Origin of the sequence: Chitinophaga silvisoli (assembly GCF_003412465.1) — a bacterium.
Classification (GTDB): domain Bacteria; phylum Bacteroidota; class Bacteroidia; order Chitinophagales; family Chitinophagaceae; genus Chitinophaga; species Chitinophaga silvisoli.
In genome coordinates, this window is the sequence record NZ_QTJV01000009.1 from 300,827 (window position 1) to 319,117 (window position 18,291).

At 43.8% G+C, this 18,291-nt stretch carries 12 protein-coding genes; 7 read left to right on the top strand and 5 right to left on the bottom strand.

Annotated elements, in window-relative coordinates; genetic code table 11:
* The first annotated feature begins 8 nt into the window (after nucleotides 1-8).
* The 6 genes from DXN04_RS23025 (at nucleotide 9) to DXN04_RS23050 (ending at nucleotide 2,926) form a co-directional block, all read left to right on the top strand.
* On the top strand, nucleotides 9-449 hold the full coding sequence (locus DXN04_RS23025) for a nuclear transport factor 2 family protein (protein ID WP_116855754.1): 441 nt from the start codon (nucleotides 9-11) through the stop codon (nucleotides 447-449).
* A gap of 739 nt (nucleotides 450-1,188) precedes the next feature.
* Complete coding sequence (locus tag DXN04_RS23030) at nucleotides 1,189-1,632, top strand: cold shock domain-containing protein (protein ID WP_116855755.1); 444 nt, start codon at nucleotides 1,189-1,191, stop codon at nucleotides 1,630-1,632.
* 231 nt (nucleotides 1,633-1,863) lie between these two features.
* Nucleotides 1,864-2,064 (top strand): hypothetical protein, encoded by a 201-nt coding sequence (locus DXN04_RS35865; RefSeq protein WP_158569116.1) that lies wholly within the window; start codon nucleotides 1,864-1,866, stop codon nucleotides 2,062-2,064.
* A gap of 123 nt (nucleotides 2,065-2,187) precedes the next feature.
* Nucleotides 2,188-2,424: an RNA recognition motif domain-containing protein gene (locus DXN04_RS23040; protein ID WP_116855757.1), complete on the top strand. Its 237-nt coding sequence runs from the start codon at nucleotides 2,188-2,190 to the stop codon at nucleotides 2,422-2,424.
* 27 nt (nucleotides 2,425-2,451) lie between these two features.
* Nucleotides 2,452-2,724, top strand: coding sequence for an RNA recognition motif domain-containing protein (locus DXN04_RS23045; RefSeq protein ID WP_116855758.1), 273 nt, complete (start codon nucleotides 2,452-2,454; stop codon nucleotides 2,722-2,724).
* A 10-nt stretch (nucleotides 2,725-2,734) separates the two neighbouring features.
* Nucleotides 2,735-2,926 carry a cold-shock protein gene (locus tag DXN04_RS23050; protein ID WP_116855759.1) on the top strand — a complete coding sequence of 64 codons (192 nt, stop codon included), beginning with the start codon at nucleotides 2,735-2,737 and terminating at the stop codon, nucleotides 2,924-2,926.
* Between the two features lie 158 nt (nucleotides 2,927-3,084).
* Here the strand turns inward: DXN04_RS23050 and DXN04_RS23055 are convergent, their stop codons facing one another.
* From DXN04_RS23055 to DXN04_RS23075, 5 genes are all read right to left on the bottom strand, one after another.
* Nucleotides 3,085-8,532, bottom strand: coding sequence for an Ig-like domain-containing protein (locus DXN04_RS23055; protein ID WP_116855760.1), 5,448 nt, complete (start codon nucleotides 8,530-8,532; stop codon nucleotides 3,085-3,087).
* A gap of 201 nt (nucleotides 8,533-8,733) precedes the next feature.
* Nucleotides 8,734-10,335: a RagB/SusD family nutrient uptake outer membrane protein gene (locus DXN04_RS23060; RefSeq protein ID WP_116855761.1), complete on the bottom strand. Its 1,602-nt coding sequence runs from the start codon at nucleotides 10,333-10,335 to the stop codon at nucleotides 8,734-8,736.
* Between the two features lie 17 nt (nucleotides 10,336-10,352).
* Nucleotides 10,353-13,511, bottom strand: coding sequence for a SusC/RagA family TonB-linked outer membrane protein (locus DXN04_RS23065; protein WP_158569117.1), 3,159 nt, complete (start codon nucleotides 13,509-13,511; stop codon nucleotides 10,353-10,355).
* An 86-nt stretch (nucleotides 13,512-13,597) separates the two neighbouring features.
* Entirely contained in the window at nucleotides 13,598-14,647 is a 1,050-nt protein-coding gene (locus DXN04_RS23070) for a FecR family protein (protein ID WP_116855763.1), read from the bottom strand.
* A gap of 68 nt (nucleotides 14,648-14,715) precedes the next feature.
* Nucleotides 14,716-15,270: a sigma-70 family RNA polymerase sigma factor gene (locus DXN04_RS23075; RefSeq protein WP_158569118.1), complete on the bottom strand. Its 555-nt coding sequence runs from the start codon at nucleotides 15,268-15,270 to the stop codon at nucleotides 14,716-14,718.
* Between the two features lie 305 nt (nucleotides 15,271-15,575).
* Between DXN04_RS23075 and DXN04_RS23080 the strand changes: the two genes are divergently transcribed.
* Nucleotides 15,576-18,191, top strand: a complete 2,616-nt coding sequence (locus DXN04_RS23080; RefSeq protein ID WP_116855765.1) for a M4 family metallopeptidase — start codon at nucleotides 15,576-15,578, stop codon at nucleotides 18,189-18,191.
* The last annotated feature ends 100 nt before the right edge of the window (nucleotides 18,192-18,291 follow it).

Genomic DNA, 18,291 nt, shown 5'->3' on the forward strand with positions numbered 1-18,291 from the left:
ACGAAACTATGGATCATAAGGAATTAGCAGACACGATTGCTTTAAGAGCACTCATTGATAAAATCTCGATGCTTGGGGATAAAAAGGATTTTGTACATCAAACGGAATTGTTTTCCGAAAATGCCATTTCTGAAACGGTGGCGGGAGGCAAAATCATTTTAAAACTGGAAGGGAGAAAAGAAATGGCAGAGGCATTTGAAAAGTTTCTCAAGGATTTTGACACGGTTTATCATTTCAATGGGCAACAAACGGTTAGGATAAATGGAGATACTGCAACCGGATCCTGTTATTGTTTTATTACGTTGATAGGTGATGAAAATGGCAAAAAAATAAAAACTACGGTAGGTGCTACTTATGAGGACGAGTATATTCGGGTGAATGGTCAATGGCTTGTCTCCAAAAGAGTAGGTAATTTCAATTGGCAGGATAAAGCAGCAATCAATTACTGAAAAAGGTTGGTGAGGGGAAAGATAAAGTTTATCAGCAATCTGATGGACGGTGGGCTTACTGTAACTTGAAGTCCGGATGGATGTTACTCATCCATCCGCAGACTTCGGTACTTTGGTCTTTTTAACGCTTCGCTATACGATAAGCCTGGCATGGAATAAAGAACGCCTTAATACGGGGGCGTAATAAGTTTATAATAAGGGCCAAGAGAGAGGATGAGCGTGTCCTCTGAAATGTTTTATTTTTTTATCCGCGTAATATCTGTTACCTTCACGACTTATGGCGTAAGTCTTGCTTCTCTGATTTGTATCGTTTCACCCTTTCTTCTCAGTCTTCGCTTTTCCGGTTGCCAGATGTTCCGACAAATAATTATGGAAAATCTTTTCCTTTAATGGGGTTGTGCCGATTGCTATCTTAACATGACATGAGCACTGCCATTCTTTTTGTTTCCCGGATACAATGTTCATAATGCGCAGTTATGGTGCCGTAATCATATTGCTCATCATATTTAAATACCAAACAGGCCGCTACGATACAGTTGCCTGGTAATAATGTGTTGTTTTAGCTCATTATTACACCACCGCTAAAATATTAGGGTGGCTAAATGGTATTTAACGATTATGCAGAAGCAGGTTACCTGAAAAACATCCAGAACCTGATAGGTTTCGTGGTACCTGTATTAAAAGTACCTGCTCACCTGCACTAATAAAGTTTACTCATTTCTAAAGAATATCAATATACATGGCCGAAACATTTTTAAAAAAGGAACTGGAAAAGAAAAAAGCAAAAGAACGGAAGGAGAAAGTCGAGAAGATGCAGCTGCGCAAGCTCAACAACAAGAAAGGGAAAAGCCTGGATGAAATGATGGCGTACCTGGATGAAAACGGGAACCTGACTTCCCGGCCGCCGGATATGCGTAACCGTATAGAAATAGACACTGCGGATATTATACTTGGGGCAGCACCGCAAGGCAGGGAACATGACGTACAACGGTCCGGTTTTGTACTGTCTTTTGATGAAGTTAAAGGATATGGATTTATCAGCGACAGCCAAAGTAAAGAGAGCATTTTTGTACATAGCAATAATATTTCGCAATTGCTGAAAAAAGGAAATAAGGTCAGTTACGAATTGCAAAAAGGGCCTAAGGGCTTTAGTGCTGTAAATGTACAGGTGTTAAGAAAATAATAAACACAGGCGGTACAAAAAGCACAATGCTTTGTAGCGCCTGTATACTTTCCTCTCTTGCCGGATTGTCAATACCCGCAGTTTTTCTACAGCAATATATTTATGAATTATACGAATTAGATAAGGGATTATACAATATTATTACGTACCTTCATGGGGATATTGGTTTTCTGCCATAGCCCTCTCTGAACTGCAATCGTCTCCGCTTCCTTTTCAGTTTTTGCGTCTCAGTTGCCATTTTATATTTTTTCAAACAGCAATTATGAACATTTTCATAAGGAACCTGCGTCGCATTACATCAATGAAACAATTACTGATCTTTTCGCAGAATTCGGGGCGGTCAAATCCGTAAAAATCATTACCGATAATTTCACAAACCACCCCGGAAGGTTTGCTTTGTTGAAATGGCAGAAAAGGTTATTGAAAAGCTAAATCATACCAGTGTGTAAATGCAATCTATAGTCGTGAACGATGCACGTCTCAAAACGGCAACTCCACATCTGTGCGGTCGCACGAGAAACTAACTATTCATCAGCAAGCTATAAAACATTCTTCATGAAAATATATATCGGGAATTTACACCTAAAGGCATCAGAAACAGAACTGACCAAGCTTTTTGAAGCATTTGGCAATGTTCATTCAGCAGGTATAATAATGGACAAAAAAAACGGCCAATCAAGGGGTTTTGGATTTGTGCTGATGGAATCTCAGGAGGGAGGAATGAAAGCGATACATGCGCTTAACCAGCTAAATTATAAGAATCAGTACCTGGAAGTAAGTGAAGCTATGTAAACCAGGTATGCAAAAGTTAAAGTCACCATGAAAATATTCATAGGCAATTTGGGAAAAGAAATTGCATCACCAGATCTTTTCCAACTGTTTTCAAAGTTTGGTAAAGTAATGTGGGCAGATATTGCCAAAGACGGTAATAATGATCCCCGTGGATTTGGGTATGTTTATATGCATACAGCAACAGCAGGAGACAGTGCCATTGCTGCACTGAACAAGAAAAAATTCATGCAGCAGTACCTTTCGGTAAGCGAGGCGCTAGGGAACGAAAAAACTATAGGAAAAACAATTTTTTATCAATAAATCAATAACAATGCAAGAAGGTACAGTAAAATTCTTCAACGCTACTAAAGGTTTTGGCTTTATTACGCCTGCTGATGGAAGCAAAGACATCTTTGTTCATGTAACGGGCCTGAGTGATGAGATCGGTGAGAACGACAGGGTGTCTTATGAAGTACAAAACGGCCAAAAGGGATTAAATGCGGTGAACGTTCGCGTTCTTTAAACCACTATAATTTATTTTTCAGCTCTGCGCATGCGCAGAGCTTTTTTTTTGACCGCATGATCCGGTTTTGCCTTCGAATATTTATGGCCTCCCCTATCTATACAAAAAAAAGCTGCCTCATTTATTTATGAGGCAGCTTTTCAACATTTAAATATTGCTTAGTATTTCACAACTTTCATCGTTTTGTTTTGAGTGCCTTGCCTGATATTTATATAATAAATACCCGGTTTCAGATCCTGGCCAAGTTCGTAATTAACGCCGGCATTTATTCTTGTAGAATAAACCGGGCTACCACTGTTATTAACAATAGTAAGAAACGCTGCTGCTTTTGAGGAAGATGTCAGTTTTATCTTAAACACGCTGTTGGAAGGATTTGGATATACTTCTGTTGCAAAATCCATTTTAACAGGGGTGTTTAATTTATTGCTGGTTATTGCAATCGTGTTTTGATTTGCAGTCACACTTTGCACCGTATCTCCTGGTTGTAAGGTCCGCACCTCAATAGCCGCTATTGAGCCACTGTAAGGATCATATAAGCCTTTTTTAGGGTAAAAAGTTACCTGTATCAAACCGGCGTTGTCTGCTGTTGCCTTTATAGTCTTGATAACAGCGGTATTCAACCGGTTACCTGCGGCCTGGTAGATGTTAAAGTCCGTAAGGCTATCAAGGCCATTGGTAGCTTTTACGCTGAAAATTCTGTTATTCTTTTCCGTATCATGTGGTTCAACGAAGTGTAACCGGATGGCATACATAGTGTTAGGAGTTAGGCCACGCAGGTAATAGCGCATTTGGGTGATATTGTCTTTGAAGATGCGTATATATTCATATACCTGGGGAGGAGCGGGATCGGTTACATACGATAGATCTACCTGTGAAGTCACTCGTTGTACCCATGTATAACCTGCATGCCATAGATTATTAGGACCGGTAGGGCCTTCAGGAACATATTGCGCAAAGGTGGTATTGGCATAAGGACCGGCAGGTGTTACGGTGGTGCCTGCATTGATACCATAAACTGCCGATTTATTTGTCTTTAAAACTTCTATGCAATAATCATCTACCCATACAGTGCCGAATCCTACCTTGGATATCCAATAAGTAAGTCCTGTTGCACTGTCTGGTACATTGATTGTATCTCTTATCTGGGCCCAGTTTTCCCGGTATGCAATCACATTATCAATCTGTTTTGAATATACGGTACCAGTAGCACTGTCCTGGCTATTTACAAATCCAATACCATATCCAGCCCACCATGGGTAACCGGTGGCATCCTTTTCTACTTTCACCCATTGGGTAAACACGATGACGCTACCACCTCTTACCGGGATGGAACCTTTTATGTTCAAGGCGGTGCTTGCTGTTGTAGCACCGAGTGTCACGGCTTTATCACCGGAATGGCCTTTTCCGCTAACAGCGTATGCAGCGCCTACAGTAGCAACGGATTCTTTGTAGGAGATCCAGTTAATAAGACCGCTTTCAAAACCATTATTCGGAATTCCTCCACATGAATCAAACGGTACCACTGTTACGGGTAAGGTGGCTGAGACACCGGAGTTATCGAGGGTGTTGACAGTAATCGTCAGGGTGCCGGGTTTGATGGCAGTGACAAGACCTGTACTGTCAACTGTAGCTAACGATGCATTTGAACTACTCCAGGTTACTCTTTTAATCGAGGTATTGGCCGGCTGGAAGGTGACTTTTACCCGCAGCGTATCCATTGCCCCAATAATGGCGTTGGATGGTTGTAATGTAAGGTTAGTGGCCTGTACATTGGCTACATGAATATTGGCTTGTGCAACAATAGCCGGATTGTCTGCTGCGGTGGCGGTTACGATTACGTCTCCTTGTTTGATACCACTGATAGTGCCACTACTGTTCACCTGGGCTATGGTTGTATCTGAGGATGTCCATAACACTTCTTTATTGCTGGCTTTTGCCGGGTTGAAGATGGCATTCAGCTGGAAGGTTGATCCTACAAATACATTCACGGAAGTAGTATCAAGTGTTAGTGACGAAACAGGGATATAGATAACCGTATAGGTTTTGGCAGCCACAAAATTGCTCTCAACAGATGTAGCGGTGATAGTCACTGTGCCGGCAGCTTTTCCTGTTACCACTCCATTCAGGTCTACAGTAGCTATGGCATCATTGGAAGACTTATATACCAGGTTCCGGTTGGTGGCATTGGCTGGTGTGGTGGTCAGCTTCAGCGTGTCCTTATAGCCAACATAGAGATTGCTGCTGTCTGAATAGACACTGATTCCTTGTAATGGAATGATAGAAGCTTCCAGCGCGGCTATAGAAGCGCTGTAAGGATCATTGGGGCCAGCTTTGGGAATGAATTGCACCGTGATTACACCGGCGTTGTCAGCTTTTGCCTGAAGGGTACGTGTTATCACGGTATTCAGCTTATTGCCTGCGGACTGGTAGATGTTGAAATTCATAAGGCTGTCGCCGCTGGTTCTCACGTTAAAGATCCGGGTGGCTTTGTCTGCGTCGCTGGGCTCAACAAAGTGCAGGCGGAGCGCATAGTTGGCATTCGGAATCAGGTTACGGAAATAATAACGCAGCTGGGTCGTATTAATTTTGCCAATGCGCATATACTCATATACCTGCCTGGGAGCAGGCGATGTTACCTGGCTAAGGTCCATCGTGGCCGCATTACGGACGATCCAGGTGTACCCTGCATGCCAGAGTTTATCGGTGCCGGTTGGCCCTTCGGGTATATATTGGCCAATTGTTATATTCTGATAGGGTGTTGGCTGACTTCCCGCGGGGGCCGTGGTACCTGCGTTGATGGCAGTCACAATGGTGTTCACAATCAGTTGCGAGGTTCTGGACGAGCCTCCGTCTGCTGCGGAGACGGTGAGTGTAGTAGTGCCGAGTTTTAAGCCGGTCACCATACCGTTTGCATCCACTTTTGCGATTGTACTATCCGCCACCGACCAGTTCAGGGTTTTATTTGTGGTGTTGGCAGGCATAATTATAGCCACTATCTGCTGGGGTGTATTCATAGTACCATACAATATACTGTCCGTCGTAATACCGGTAGATATAACCGGAGGGATGACGACAATTTGCCGGGTGCTTATTTTCCCACCATCAACCGATGTGACGGTAATTGTGGCGGTGCCTGCGTTTACTCCGCTCACGTTGCCATAAGCGTCCACTTTAGCGACTGAGGTATCGGAGGAGCTCCAGGTGACGGACGGGTTGGTGGGATAGGCGGGCGTGATTTTTACGTTCAACTTTACAGAGAATCCTCTTGTAAGGGTATCTGATCCGGAATTGACTATTTCTACAGACTGCACAGGACCGGCCACCGGGGAGCCAAAATAGATACCATTTCCACTGATGGCAACAAACATTCTTCCTTTGTTGTCTGCCGTAATATTCTGCACGATACCTGGCACCCGATCTGAGATAGTCGTCCAGGTACGACCGGTATCGTCAGAGCGGAAGGCACCGTGTGTAATGCCGTTAATAGGAAGGAGCTGGCTTGTAGCATATAAAGCCACGTGTGCACCTGCAGTTGTATCAGACATGGTGGCGGCTATCCATTTGGGTTTAAATGATGCTCCACCTACCTTACTGAATGTTTTGCCAGTGTCAGAGGTATGATAAAGGGCGCTGTATTCAGGATGTGAATCATCGTAAAATGCTATCCAGACATCGCCTGTTTTCCCCGGCGTAACATCAATATTGGAGGTAGTGGCATAGGAAGAACCATTTGGGTTACTGCCGGCATTTGCGGTAAGGCCGGTAGCAGTTGTTTTTTGGAATGATTTTCCACCATTGGTACTGACATAAAACGCACCGCGGTCCCAGATATAGAAATAATCGCCGTTCACCTTATCCGCTACGAGATGGTTTTCCCCTGGATAGAGGGTCCACTGCACCCCTGAGGGTAAGATGCCCGAAGAAACACCGGTGGATTTTGTCCATGTAGTGCCAAGATCTTCTGACCAGTAGACATTACCTGGACCATTCGCATCTATCTGGGTAAGCCAGACGATATTCCTGCGATTGGCTGACACGGCCACACGCCCGCGCAGACCAGGTGATTTTGGAAATATAGTATAGGTATCGCCACCATCGGTGGAGTAACCTGCGTGTGATAGATTGACGTCATAAGTTTCCGCGCCGTCGCAGCCAACACGAACAACGAAATTAGGGTCGGTATACTGGAAAGCTACCGCCTGCATATTAAACGCGGTATTAATACCATTGTGTAACGCAGTATTGGAAAGGGCACCCTGGTTCAATGGCTCAGTAAGGGAACGGTGGTGAGCGCCTCCTACATCAGCGGTAGCAGTGAGCAAGAGGTTCTTACCACCTGGCGGCGCCACCATAGGTCCTGTTACCATGATCTCTTCAAGGCCTACTACGCGGATCTTCCAGTTGGAAACAGGGGCAAAGATATTATCTGTACTCAGTACGTCCAGCATATCGTTGATCCATACTCTGTCCGGGTAAAAAGGATCCCAGGTAAATGCAGCTGCGTTATGCCCAGGTGAATTGTAGTATAACCCGTCATTCGCTGAGTGTGGCGCTTCAGAATTATCGCGGGTGATCTTTCCTTGTGAGTAATAGCCTGGGGCTCCGCCACGCCTTGAAATATAATAAGGATTTTTTTGCCAGAGTCCCCGGGTACTTACAACAATATCATCCGAATTAGCGGGATTCACGGCCACTTTTGAGAAGTATTGGTTGGCATTATCTAAAATTACAGGAGACACGTCCTGCCAGCTGCCGGCTTTGTATTTGAACACACCCTTTTTAACACTACTGGAGCCGGCAGATACATACAGGGTTCCATCTGTATGAATCGTCGCCTGACCGGGAGCCTGTGGACTGTTACTCATTAGCGTAAAAGAGGCTCCGCCATCTTCTGATACCCATACACCGGTGTACCGGCCAATGTAAATCCGTTTCGTGACATGCTGACCATTCACCACAACTGTACCAGCGCCTGGGTCGAAAAGAATGAATGCACAGGCACCCGACGTACTGACAGCGTTTACCTGCAACCAGCTTGTACCGGCATTTTCCGTTTTCCAGGCGCCATTCTGATCTGTAACAACCCATACAATGTTGCTATTGGAAGGATCGACCTGTATACGGTTTGCATATTGTTGTGTACTGTTCGGGTGTACGACAATCGGAACATGGAGATCCGTCCATGAGTCACCCCTGTCCGTACTCTTCAGGATAGTACCAACAGCACTTGAACCCTTGCCAGGTGCAGGGCCTGCGCTATTCTCCACCGTAGCATACAGAATATTACCTGTAGCATCGTTTGGGTCAACGGCAAGGCTACCGCAACGCTGGTTGACTTCCCAATTCCAGTAGTTGTCCGGTATTTTTTTAAATAACATTAAATGCTCCCATTTCTGCAGGTCCTTATTCCATCGGTAAGGAGTGCCTACATCAGTGGTAATAAAATAAAGGTCGGGCACCTTAGGGTGCGCTACAAAAGAAGGTACCGATCCGGAACCACCTATCCGCACCTGGTTCCAGGTGTACAATTGCGCGTGTACACCTTGCAAAGCGGCCAGGCAAAAAATTGTTAACAGCAATGTGTAGTAGACTTTTTTCGTCTTCATAATAGTGGAATTATTAAGGATTGATTTAGATGGTCTTCATATATTTCATCTGTTACATCATTTCATAGCAACGTATACGAATGTTTGTCAGGGAACAAACATAGGTTACCAATGGACCATGCCTGGTCTTTAAGACCACAACCTGATCATCATTATCTTTTCATACTATGTTTCCTTGCGTCGGTTAACCTTTAAAGGGTATCAGTTCCAGCCATTTTTAATGTCTTTGGCCACATTAGGATTGTAATTTTTTTCTACATCGGGAATAGGGAACAGCAGGTGTTTATCAAGGAATGGTTGTGTGCCACTTCCGGGTTCAACAGCTTTTTCCGCATTGATAGTTTGCTTGATAATTCCCCATCTCAGCAGGTCGAAATATCGGCATTGTTCTCCACACAATTCAAGCTGGCGTTCGCGCATTAATATTTTCATGGCATTGGTCTGATCTCCCAGATTTGCATACAAAACGGCATGAGAACGGGAGCGTACACTGTCGATCAGCGCAAGTGGGGCATCGCCTGTATTACCCTGCTGTATATAAGCTTCGGCCAACATTAGCATCACGTCTGCCAGGCGGATCACCTGCCCGTTGATAGGACTTTTAGGATCACCATATTTTTCCACGAGATTGTAATATTCGTATTTCTTCCAGCGATAGTCACCCTGTGGATCGCTAGCGTCAAAAGGAAAATTCTTTGCACCGGCAGCACATTGCTGGCAGTACATGGTGTCTCCTCCTGAAGCGGCAGTGCCATAGAAGGTGGATCTGGCACGTGGGTCAGTATATGAATTGCCTGTTAGCGGGTCAGGATAGGTAAATGCTTTCACAGCGGAATTGCTGATGTATACGTTCTTCCAGTCATTCCAGCCATATTCCATAGCGCGGCCACTATGTGTTTGTTTTCCTACTTGTTCTGCACCATTTCCAAACATATAGTAGGGGGATCCAATGGCCCAGTCGGTCCACTGCTGATTCATGATCTGAAAGATATTTTCTGGTGTGTTCTGATTCACCGTGCTGAAAACATTATCAAATGAGGGATCGAGTTTATAGGTATACGGTGTATTCATCAGCTTTTCGAAGGAAGATTGTGCAAGCCCCCATTTCTTCTGGTAAAGATAAACCTTGCCGAGCAGCGCTATTACTGCACCTTTGGTTGCCCTGCCTAATTCTACGGCAGGATATACAACGGGCAATTCTGTAGTTTCCTCCGCTTCTGTCAGATCTTTCTCTATCTGCTTCCATACGTCAGCAGCTGGACTACGGGATAAATAGTTATTTTGAATCGTCGTTTGATAATCGATATATAACGGTACATCTCCCCACAAGGTTACTAAATGGAAATACGCATATGCCCTGAGAAACTTAACCTCTGCCAGGTATTGATTCAGTTTCGCCCGGTCTGAGGTGGCTGTAGGATTCCAGGCCGCTGCCCGGTCTATCACCAGGTTAGTGCGGAATATCATCCGGTAGAGGGAACTCCATAATGCACTCAGATCTGCGTTGTTGGTACCAAAACTATAATCGCCCAGTTCCTGCTCTGCACCGAGCAGAAAGCTGGCACGCTTTGCTTCATTCCCCATCAGGTCAAAAATGTAGTAATATTCTCTGGCCCACAATCCAGGATGTAGCAGGGTAGCGTAACTGGCAATAGTTGCCTGGTTCAGCGCTCCGATGTTGGTGAAATAGGTATCATATGCATAAGCACTCTGGTCTACCAGGTCGAGACGCGATTTTTTACATCCGGAAAAAGTCGTTATCAGCCCGGCTATCAGTAATAATTGATGTATATATTTCTTCATAAAATCACTTTTAGAAATTAAAACCCTAATTGAATACCTGCCAGGAAAGTTCTTGGTTGTGGTACCTGCCCCTGGTCAATACCGCGTGCAAACAGGTAGTCGCCCGCTATTTCCGGATCGTATCCGGTATACCTGGTGATGGTAAACAGGTTTTGTGCTGCAATGTAAATGCGGAGCGATTTAACTGAGGCTTTAGTGAGATTGTTTAATATCGGTAAAGGCGCATTGTATCCGATAGTAATGTTCCGTAAACGCAGGTAACTTCCATCTTCCAGCCACCAGTCGGATGGACGGAGATTTCCGTTGCCTGTTACATTCTGACCTATTCTGGGCAAAGCAGCTACATCGCCGGGCTTACGCCACCTATCCAGGATGTCAGTGCCGGCATTGTGTCCTGTAGACATAAAGCTGGTATTTAGTTTTAAGCCATTGAGCAGTTTTAGTCCGGCAATACCTGACAATACCAGGTTCAGGTCAAAGTTTCTAAAAGTGATACCGGCATTGATCCCGTAAATGTATTTTGGCATAGCATTGCCTAATATTTCCTGGTCTTTTGCAGTAAGCACGCCATCGCCGTCAATATCTTTATAAATAAAGTCACCCGGCAACAAACCATCCTGGTACTTTGTTCCTGGTTTGCCTGTTTTTTTTGCAGCCGCATTGTTGAGCTCAGTTATTTCTCCATCATCCCTGGCCACATGATCATGCCGGTAACCATAGAAGGAACCGATAGCACTGCCTGCTGCTGTATAAGTGGTGGCGGGTACTGGCGTAAAGGCACCAGCCTGGATAGGGGCTGAAAATTGATCACCTAACGATAACACTTCGTTGTGGTTAACAGCTCCGTTTACACTCACATTGAAACTGAAATTGTCATTGATCTTATCTTTATACCCGACGGTCAACTCAAAACCTTTATTTCGGGCATCTGCTGCATTGACTGTTTTACGGGGCTGGGTACCCGTGAGACTTATACCTATACTGGCTGGCAGGAAAGTTGTTACAAGCAGTCCGGTACTTTTGCGGTCATACCAGTCAGCTTCAACGGTGAGGCGGTTTTGTATGAAGGCCAGTTCGATGCCTACATCTGTTTGATTAGTTTGTTCCCATTTTAAATCCGGGTTGCTTACTGTTGTGAGGGTAGTCCCGGATACGAATGTTTCCGTACTGCCAAGGGAGTACACCAATGCGCCGCCGGGTGTACCCTGGTAGGTTTTTGCGGTATTCAGGAAATTGGGAATATTGTTGTTACCGGTTTGTCCCCAACTTGTGCGTAGTTTTCCATCCGATAATACAGGGAATACATTTTTAATAAATGGTTCTTCTGAAAAGCGCCAGGATAAACCAACGGCAGCGAAATTACCGTAACGGTTGTTAGGTCCAAAGTTAGATGCACCATCGCTTCTATAACTGGTGTTCAGTATATACTTATCATTATAAGTATAGTTCAACCTGCCGTAGTAAGATATCAGGGAAGGGCGTGAGTAGTTTGAATAACTATTGGTAACGGATTGGGAAGAAGCCACGCCCACATTGGTGATATTGTCATTCGGTTGCCCGGTACCTCTAATGGAAGAGCCGTTCGTGATTCCCGGATCAATATAGCTTTGCCCCGCGATCATAGATAACTGGTGTTTGCCGGATTGCCTGTCGAACGACAGGTAGTTTTCAATCATGTAGTAGGAGTTTTCCGTAAAAGTCAGCATGGCCTGGCGGGCCTGGTTCAGGAAATTTGAAGCCTGGTACTGTTTCTGATAGCTGTTACTCCGGCTGGAGTTCACTTCTGCTGCAAACTGTGAACGGAATTTTAATCCATTGATGATACGTATTTCTGCTGATAGTTGAGGAAAGAAGGCCAGTGATTTACTGCTTTGGCTTTTCATGGCAATCTCCTGTAATGGGTTGGTGGCATTGCTGAAGTCATCAATATTAGAGAGAATAGAATATCCACCCTGGACAGATGGGTCCAGGATAGGTTTATAAGGGGCATATTGTATGGCATTAACGATATTGGCGTAGTTGCCCTGGCCTGTATATTGCCGGACAATAATATTCTGTGTAAACCGGAACCTGCCAAGCGTTTCTTCGAGCGCCACACGTGCCTGGAATCTCTTATTGGTAGCATTCGTTAATATTGCCTGCTGATTGATATAGGTAGCAGAAACGCTATAGTTTACTTTTTCTCCACCGCCGCGGATGTTCAGGTCATTTTCTGATACCAGGGCATTACGGAAAATGGCATCCTGCCAGTCGGTACTATCCTGTAAAACAGTTCCTGTGTTAAACTTCGCCGGCAACACAGTATTTTTGGTAGCAGCGAGATCTCTCAACGCGTCCACATATTGGGCTGTATTGAGCAGGTCCATTCGTTTCCAGGCCCTGGCAATACCCCATTGCGAGGTAAAGCTGATGCGTGGAGGGCCGGTCTTTCCTTTTTTAGTGGTGATAATCACTACACCATTGGCGGCTGCGGAGCCATAGATAGCTGTGGAAGATGCATCTTTAAGGATGGTGATACTTTCTATATCCTGGGCATTGAGTGTATTAAAAAGGTTTTTGGTGCCCTGGATACCATCCACTACATAGAGAGGATTGATATCGGTGAAGCTTCCGGTACCCCTGATAATGATCTGGGCATCTGCACCGGCACCACCATTGCTTTGTAGTACCTGTACGCCGGCGGCTTTACCGATGATTAATTGCGATGGGTTGGTGGCAGTTACCGCACCGGCTTCTTTCACAGTTACTACGTTGAAGGCACCCACCACATCTTTCTTTTTGGCATTACCATAGCCGATAACAACAATGTCATTTAGCGCCGATACACTTTTGACTAAACGTATTGAAAAGGTGAGAGTAGCGCCTGGTTTCAGGAGCACGTTATTCAGCCGATGGGTTTCAAAACCCATGTAAGAAACGGTGAAAGAGTATTTTCCATCAAGGGGTAATCCGGAAAAATGAAATACGCCATTGCTGTCAGTTACCACACCAGCGGTATACTTTGTTGTTTCATTGAGTGTAACTACGGAGGCATTGGGAAGAAGGTCTCCCTGATCTGTACGCACAGTGCCTGTCACCTGCACGCGATTTTGTGCGCGGATGTTCATTGAAACGGCTGCCACCAAAAACATTGATAGCAGAAACAAACGCCATTTGGGTCGATAGAAAATCTTCATAACTGGAACGTGTTTTTTAAGTGCATGGCATAATAAGCCAGGGCCGCTAAAAGCGTCCATTTGTGGGATAGCACTATGTTGGTGAATTATTTCCTCTTAATTATAAATCCGCTATCATTCCTGATCAGTTTCAGATTATTGGGAAGCGTCAAATCAGTAAGGATCGTTTCGAGTGAATCCTTTCGTTCAAATTTACCATCGAAGTAAATATCCATTACATCTGAGGGGTAATAGTAGATAGCTATTCCATAGTAATTGCTTAATTGATCCAATACCTGCGACATTGGTTGATTATTAAATTTATACCAGTCCGGTTTCGTATAAGTTGTGCTATCGCTGCCAGCTCTTACTAAAATATCCGCATCCCTGGTTTTGAAGTTAAACACAAAAGTTTTCCCTGTTTTGCGGTAGTAATTGAGTTCTTTCCCAGGAGTAAGTACAATATCGTTGATGACTTTTTTATTATTGATTGCGCCTTGCACCAGTACTTTCCCACTGTTGAGTCTTATGACGATCATCTCTTCGCCCGGGATCGCTTTTACATGAAAAAAGGTGCCCAACGCAGTCGTATAAAGTTCATCGCTGTATACTACGAAGGGATGTAATTTATCAGGCGCTACCCTAAAATCTGCTTCTCCTGTCAGGTAAATGTTCCTGTTTTCCTTGAATTCCTTATTATATATTATGGTTGCTGCCGGCAACAGCCTAACAACAGAACCATCCGGTAATGGGATGGACATGGTTTTACGGCTGGTGTTTGTGGTCAGTTGCTGTTGTCCGGATGGTATCTTTACGGTCATTCCGGTAATAAAGGTAGCCGCTTTTTGATTGTCACGGCGGAGGATTAATACGGTGCCACCCACTAATACGCCAACTGTTAATGCAGCAACGGCCAGTCGTTTAGCCCATTTCTTCCAGTGATGAGCAGATACAGTCTGTTGATGAATATTTTTCAGCCATTTCCGGGAAACGATTTCCGGGAATGGCCGGTCCTCCTGTAATTGCAGGAATTCCTTTTCCGGCAGGTATGTCTCCTGCATATCAGGATGTTCCTGCAGGTAATGCGCCACCATGCGGGCTTCCTCCGGCGTGCATTGATTGTTGAAGAACCGTTTTAATAATTCATCATTTATCATATTATATACGGCTGATACATAGTAATACGTTTGTGACACGCCAACTACGTAGTGTGATTCAAAATATTTTAAAACCTGCTAAGCCAGGCCAGGAGAGAGAGCATAGGTCCGAGATAATGTCTTATCTGTTTAATGGCCTGGAAAATATGTGTTTCTACCGTCCTGGATGATAAGGAAAGTTCGTCTGCTATCTGTTGGTAACTCATGCCCTTAAAGCGACTCATTTCGAATACCTTGCGACGCATTGGTGGCATTTTTTTCAAGGCATTCGCCAACTTCGCCTGTAATTCTTTTTCCTCTATTTTCCCCCAAAGGTCATCCAGAGGCAGCGTATACTTGTCTATTACATGGATGACCTTTTCTTTGTAAACTGCTTCCTTACGGAGAAGATCGATCAGGGTAGTACGGGCAATGCGGAACAGTTGTAACTCTATGGTGAGATCATCTGCGAGATTTTCCCGGTAGTTCCAGCATTTGATAAATGTAAGCTGCGTGACCTCCTCTGCAATGAAAGAAGACCTGGTCTTTTGGAGCACAAAGTAGAAGATCCTTTTGTGCCATGAATAATAGACTTCATTAAACACCAAAAGATTACCTTGTTTCAAAGCAGCTATAGTATTCAAAACGTGGAGATTTACTAAAGCAATTAAATAAATAAATGCGGAAATTCCTAGAGGTGCAGTCTATAGTTCAATAGTCGGTTTATGCTGTGCCCGGTACAGAAAAGGAGAAAACTTACCGACCACTGGTAAAACGAAACAAGACAGCTTTAATTGTTTATTTTTTCTTATCTTGTAGTAAATATCAAGGGACAATATAACGAACCCGTTATTCTTTAATAATAACCCTAATTACCTTTTAGTACATGTTAACTTTTTATAAAACCCACATCCGCTGATTTTTATTAACCAATAATTGCTTTCATCACATGAAAAAGACACTCCTCTTTTTTATAGGCTTTTTACTGCCTATAACTTACAGTTATGCCCAAACCCCTAAGACCAATGACACGCTTTCTATTTCAAAAGATATTCATGGTAGAATATCAGCACTATCATTTAAAAAGGATTCTCTTAACCAGAGAAGAATGGCTAATGACAAGGACTTCTTAAATAAGATTACTGGTATCCGGACAGGCATTGATGAGTTCAGGCTGATCAATTCAACTGTCGACAAGCAAAATATTACGCACAGAAAATACCAGCTTTATTACAAAAACGTAAAAATAGAATATGCTCAATTTATGACTCATGGAAGTGAAAGTTTACAATCATTGAATGGGACAATGGAAAGTATTCCTGATCTGAATGTGTCACCCGGAGTCGATGCTACTCAGGCAATTCAACTTGCGATGGGTTATGTGAAGGCGGATCAATATGCCTGGCAGGATTCTTCATTGGTGCAGTATACCAGAAAAACAAATCCGGGTATAAATCTTCAGCCTGTGCCTGAATTACTGATTACAAGGTTCGGTATTAACAATAAGGATTCATTCTGTCTGGCATGGAAGGTCAACATTACATCCCTGAAACCCACTCTTAAAACAGGAAATGTATACATCAACGCCAGTAATGGCAGTGTTGTAAAGTTTGTATCTGGCATATGCAATTTCAGCACGCCTACCCAGTTTCCCAACACTAACAGGCAGGCTGCAGCTGTTTCGACAACCGGCCAGTTCAGGACCAATGCCCCTGGCTATGTAGAAACGCTATATTCGGGTGTACAGGGAGTCGTTACAGACAGCTATTCAGGAGGATTTAGATTAGCAGAGGTAAGAAATGGAGTATCTATTCATACGTTCAACCTGAATCTGAATTATAACCCGGTTAACCTTACCGAATTTTCAGACAACGATAATGTTTGGGGAGCCTCAGAACATTCAGCAGACCGGCAGGCATTCGATATACATTGGGCCGTTGAAAACCTGCTTGACTATTACAGCACTGTATTGAACAGGAATAGTATGGATAATAATGGTATAGCCCTTCGCACTTATGCTCATTGGGGGACTATAGACAATTCCCCGTATACTGCATCAATAGTAAATGCCGCATATATTGGGTCTTTTGATGCTACTTTTTTTGGAGATGGCGGTTTGAGTGGAGGTGTCACATATACTCCCCTGACGAGTTCTGATATTGTATATCATGAACTCAAGCATATGGATATTAACCACCTATCAATGTTGGAATATGCAGGTGAAAGTGGTGCCCTCAATGAAAGCCTGGCTGATATTAATGGTGCGGTGATTGAATTCTGGAAATCGCCCAATAAAATACGCTGGTCTATGGGGGAAGAAGTAGTGAGTCCTGCTACAAGATTTCTAAATGCACCCAACAATTCCGGATCAGGTCATCAGCCAGATACAAAATCAGGTACCTACTATATTGATCCTACCGGATGTAACCCTTCTAATACAAACGATAATTGCTATGTACATACTAATAGTGGTGTAATTAATTATTGGTTTTACCTGCTTAGCGAGGGGGGCAGTGGTACCAATGATTTAAATAATAGTTTTAATGTTACGGGCATAGGTATTGAAAAAGCTGCCGCCATTGTACATCAGGCTGAATATCACCATCTCCTGGCAAACACACAATTCTCAGACTGGAGAGACCAGGTGATTGCATCTACCCGGGAATTATATCCAGGTGGTTGCGAAGAAATACAGGTAACAAATGCTTTTTATGCGGTAGGTATTGGTAGTGCCTATGTTTATCCAACCATGACTTTAGGTAATACTGCTATTTGCGGAAGTACGACCGCTGCTCTGAGTTCTGTTCCAAATAACAGCACGGTGACATGGTCCGTTACACCAGCTTTGGTGACATTAAGCGCAACGAGTGGGGCTGCTATAACTGTTACACCTGCATCCACTACAGCTGGTACAGTAACATTGACGGCACAGGTCACGTTACCATGTGGAACTTCTTTTAATGTGACAAAAAGTGTAAAAGTAAATGCACCTACATTAACCGGTTCTTTAGTCAGGCGCGCGTCGACGGGTGTATCATGTGGTTGGGATGTGTATATTAGCCTACCGGCAGGAGCTGATTATGTAGAACAACAGTTTGGTGGTGCGTGGGTACCGGTTGTTACTAAATATAACTCATCTACTGGCGGATATGAATGTATACTGGATAATGCATTGCCTGGTCCGGCAACTTATAGTTTTACTATACGGGCGGTAAATGGTTGTGGTACTTCGGCTGCTGTAACGAAGACCATTAATTTACAGGCACGTCCCGGTAATTGTGCTTCAAGGCTGGCAAATCTGACGGATAGTACGAACAAAAATCTTCCGGGTACATTAGTTTATCCTAATCCGGCTAATGGCAAGGTGACTGTATCTGTAAATGCTGATGATGTTATACAGGCTATTGAGGTGTATAGTTTCCAGGGGAGTTTGGTACAGCGGATTAATAAGCCGGGATCGAATAGTGTAAGTGTTGATTTTTCGGGTAAGGCTTCCGGAACTTATATAATCAGGATAATTAGTAATAAACAGGATGTAGATAGAAAAGTCGTGATTCAACATTAAGTTGTATAAAGAGGAAAGCCTGCAATTTCTGCAGGCTTTCCTGTTTTCATTACTTTTAGCGGCTGTTTTGATAAGAAGATTGGATAAAGGCGAAGGTATA

What these genes read in the sequence shown, in the direction of transcription:
- DXN04_RS23025 (WP_116855754.1), top strand. Translation starts at nt 9, where the DNA reads ATGGATCATAAGGAATTAGCAGACACGATTGCTTTAAGAGCACTCATT.
- DXN04_RS23030 (WP_116855755.1), top strand. Translation starts at nt 1,189, where the DNA reads ATGGCCGAAACATTTTTAAAAAAGGAACTGGAAAAGAAAAAAGCAAAA.
- DXN04_RS23040 (WP_116855757.1), top strand. Translation starts at nt 2,188, where the DNA reads ATGAAAATATATATCGGGAATTTACACCTAAAGGCATCAGAAACAGAA.
- DXN04_RS23045 (WP_116855758.1), top strand. Translation starts at nt 2,452, where the DNA reads ATGAAAATATTCATAGGCAATTTGGGAAAAGAAATTGCATCACCAGAT.
- DXN04_RS23050 (WP_116855759.1), top strand. Translation starts at nt 2,735, where the DNA reads ATGCAAGAAGGTACAGTAAAATTCTTCAACGCTACTAAAGGTTTTGGC.
- DXN04_RS23055 (WP_116855760.1), bottom strand. Translation starts at nt 8,532, where the DNA reads ATGAAGACGAAAAAAGTCTACTACACATTGCTGTTAACAATTTTTTGC.
- DXN04_RS23060 (WP_116855761.1), bottom strand. Translation starts at nt 10,335, where the DNA reads ATGAAGAAATATATACATCAATTATTACTGATAGCCGGGCTGATAACG.
- DXN04_RS23065 (WP_158569117.1), bottom strand. Translation starts at nt 13,511, where the DNA reads ATGAAGATTTTCTATCGACCCAAATGGCGTTTGTTTCTGCTATCAATG.
- DXN04_RS23070 (WP_116855763.1), bottom strand. Translation starts at nt 14,647, where the DNA reads ATGATAAATGATGAATTATTAAAACGGTTCTTCAACAATCAATGCACG.
- DXN04_RS23080 (WP_116855765.1), top strand. Translation starts at nt 15,576, where the DNA reads ATGAAAAAGACACTCCTCTTTTTTATAGGCTTTTTACTGCCTATAACT.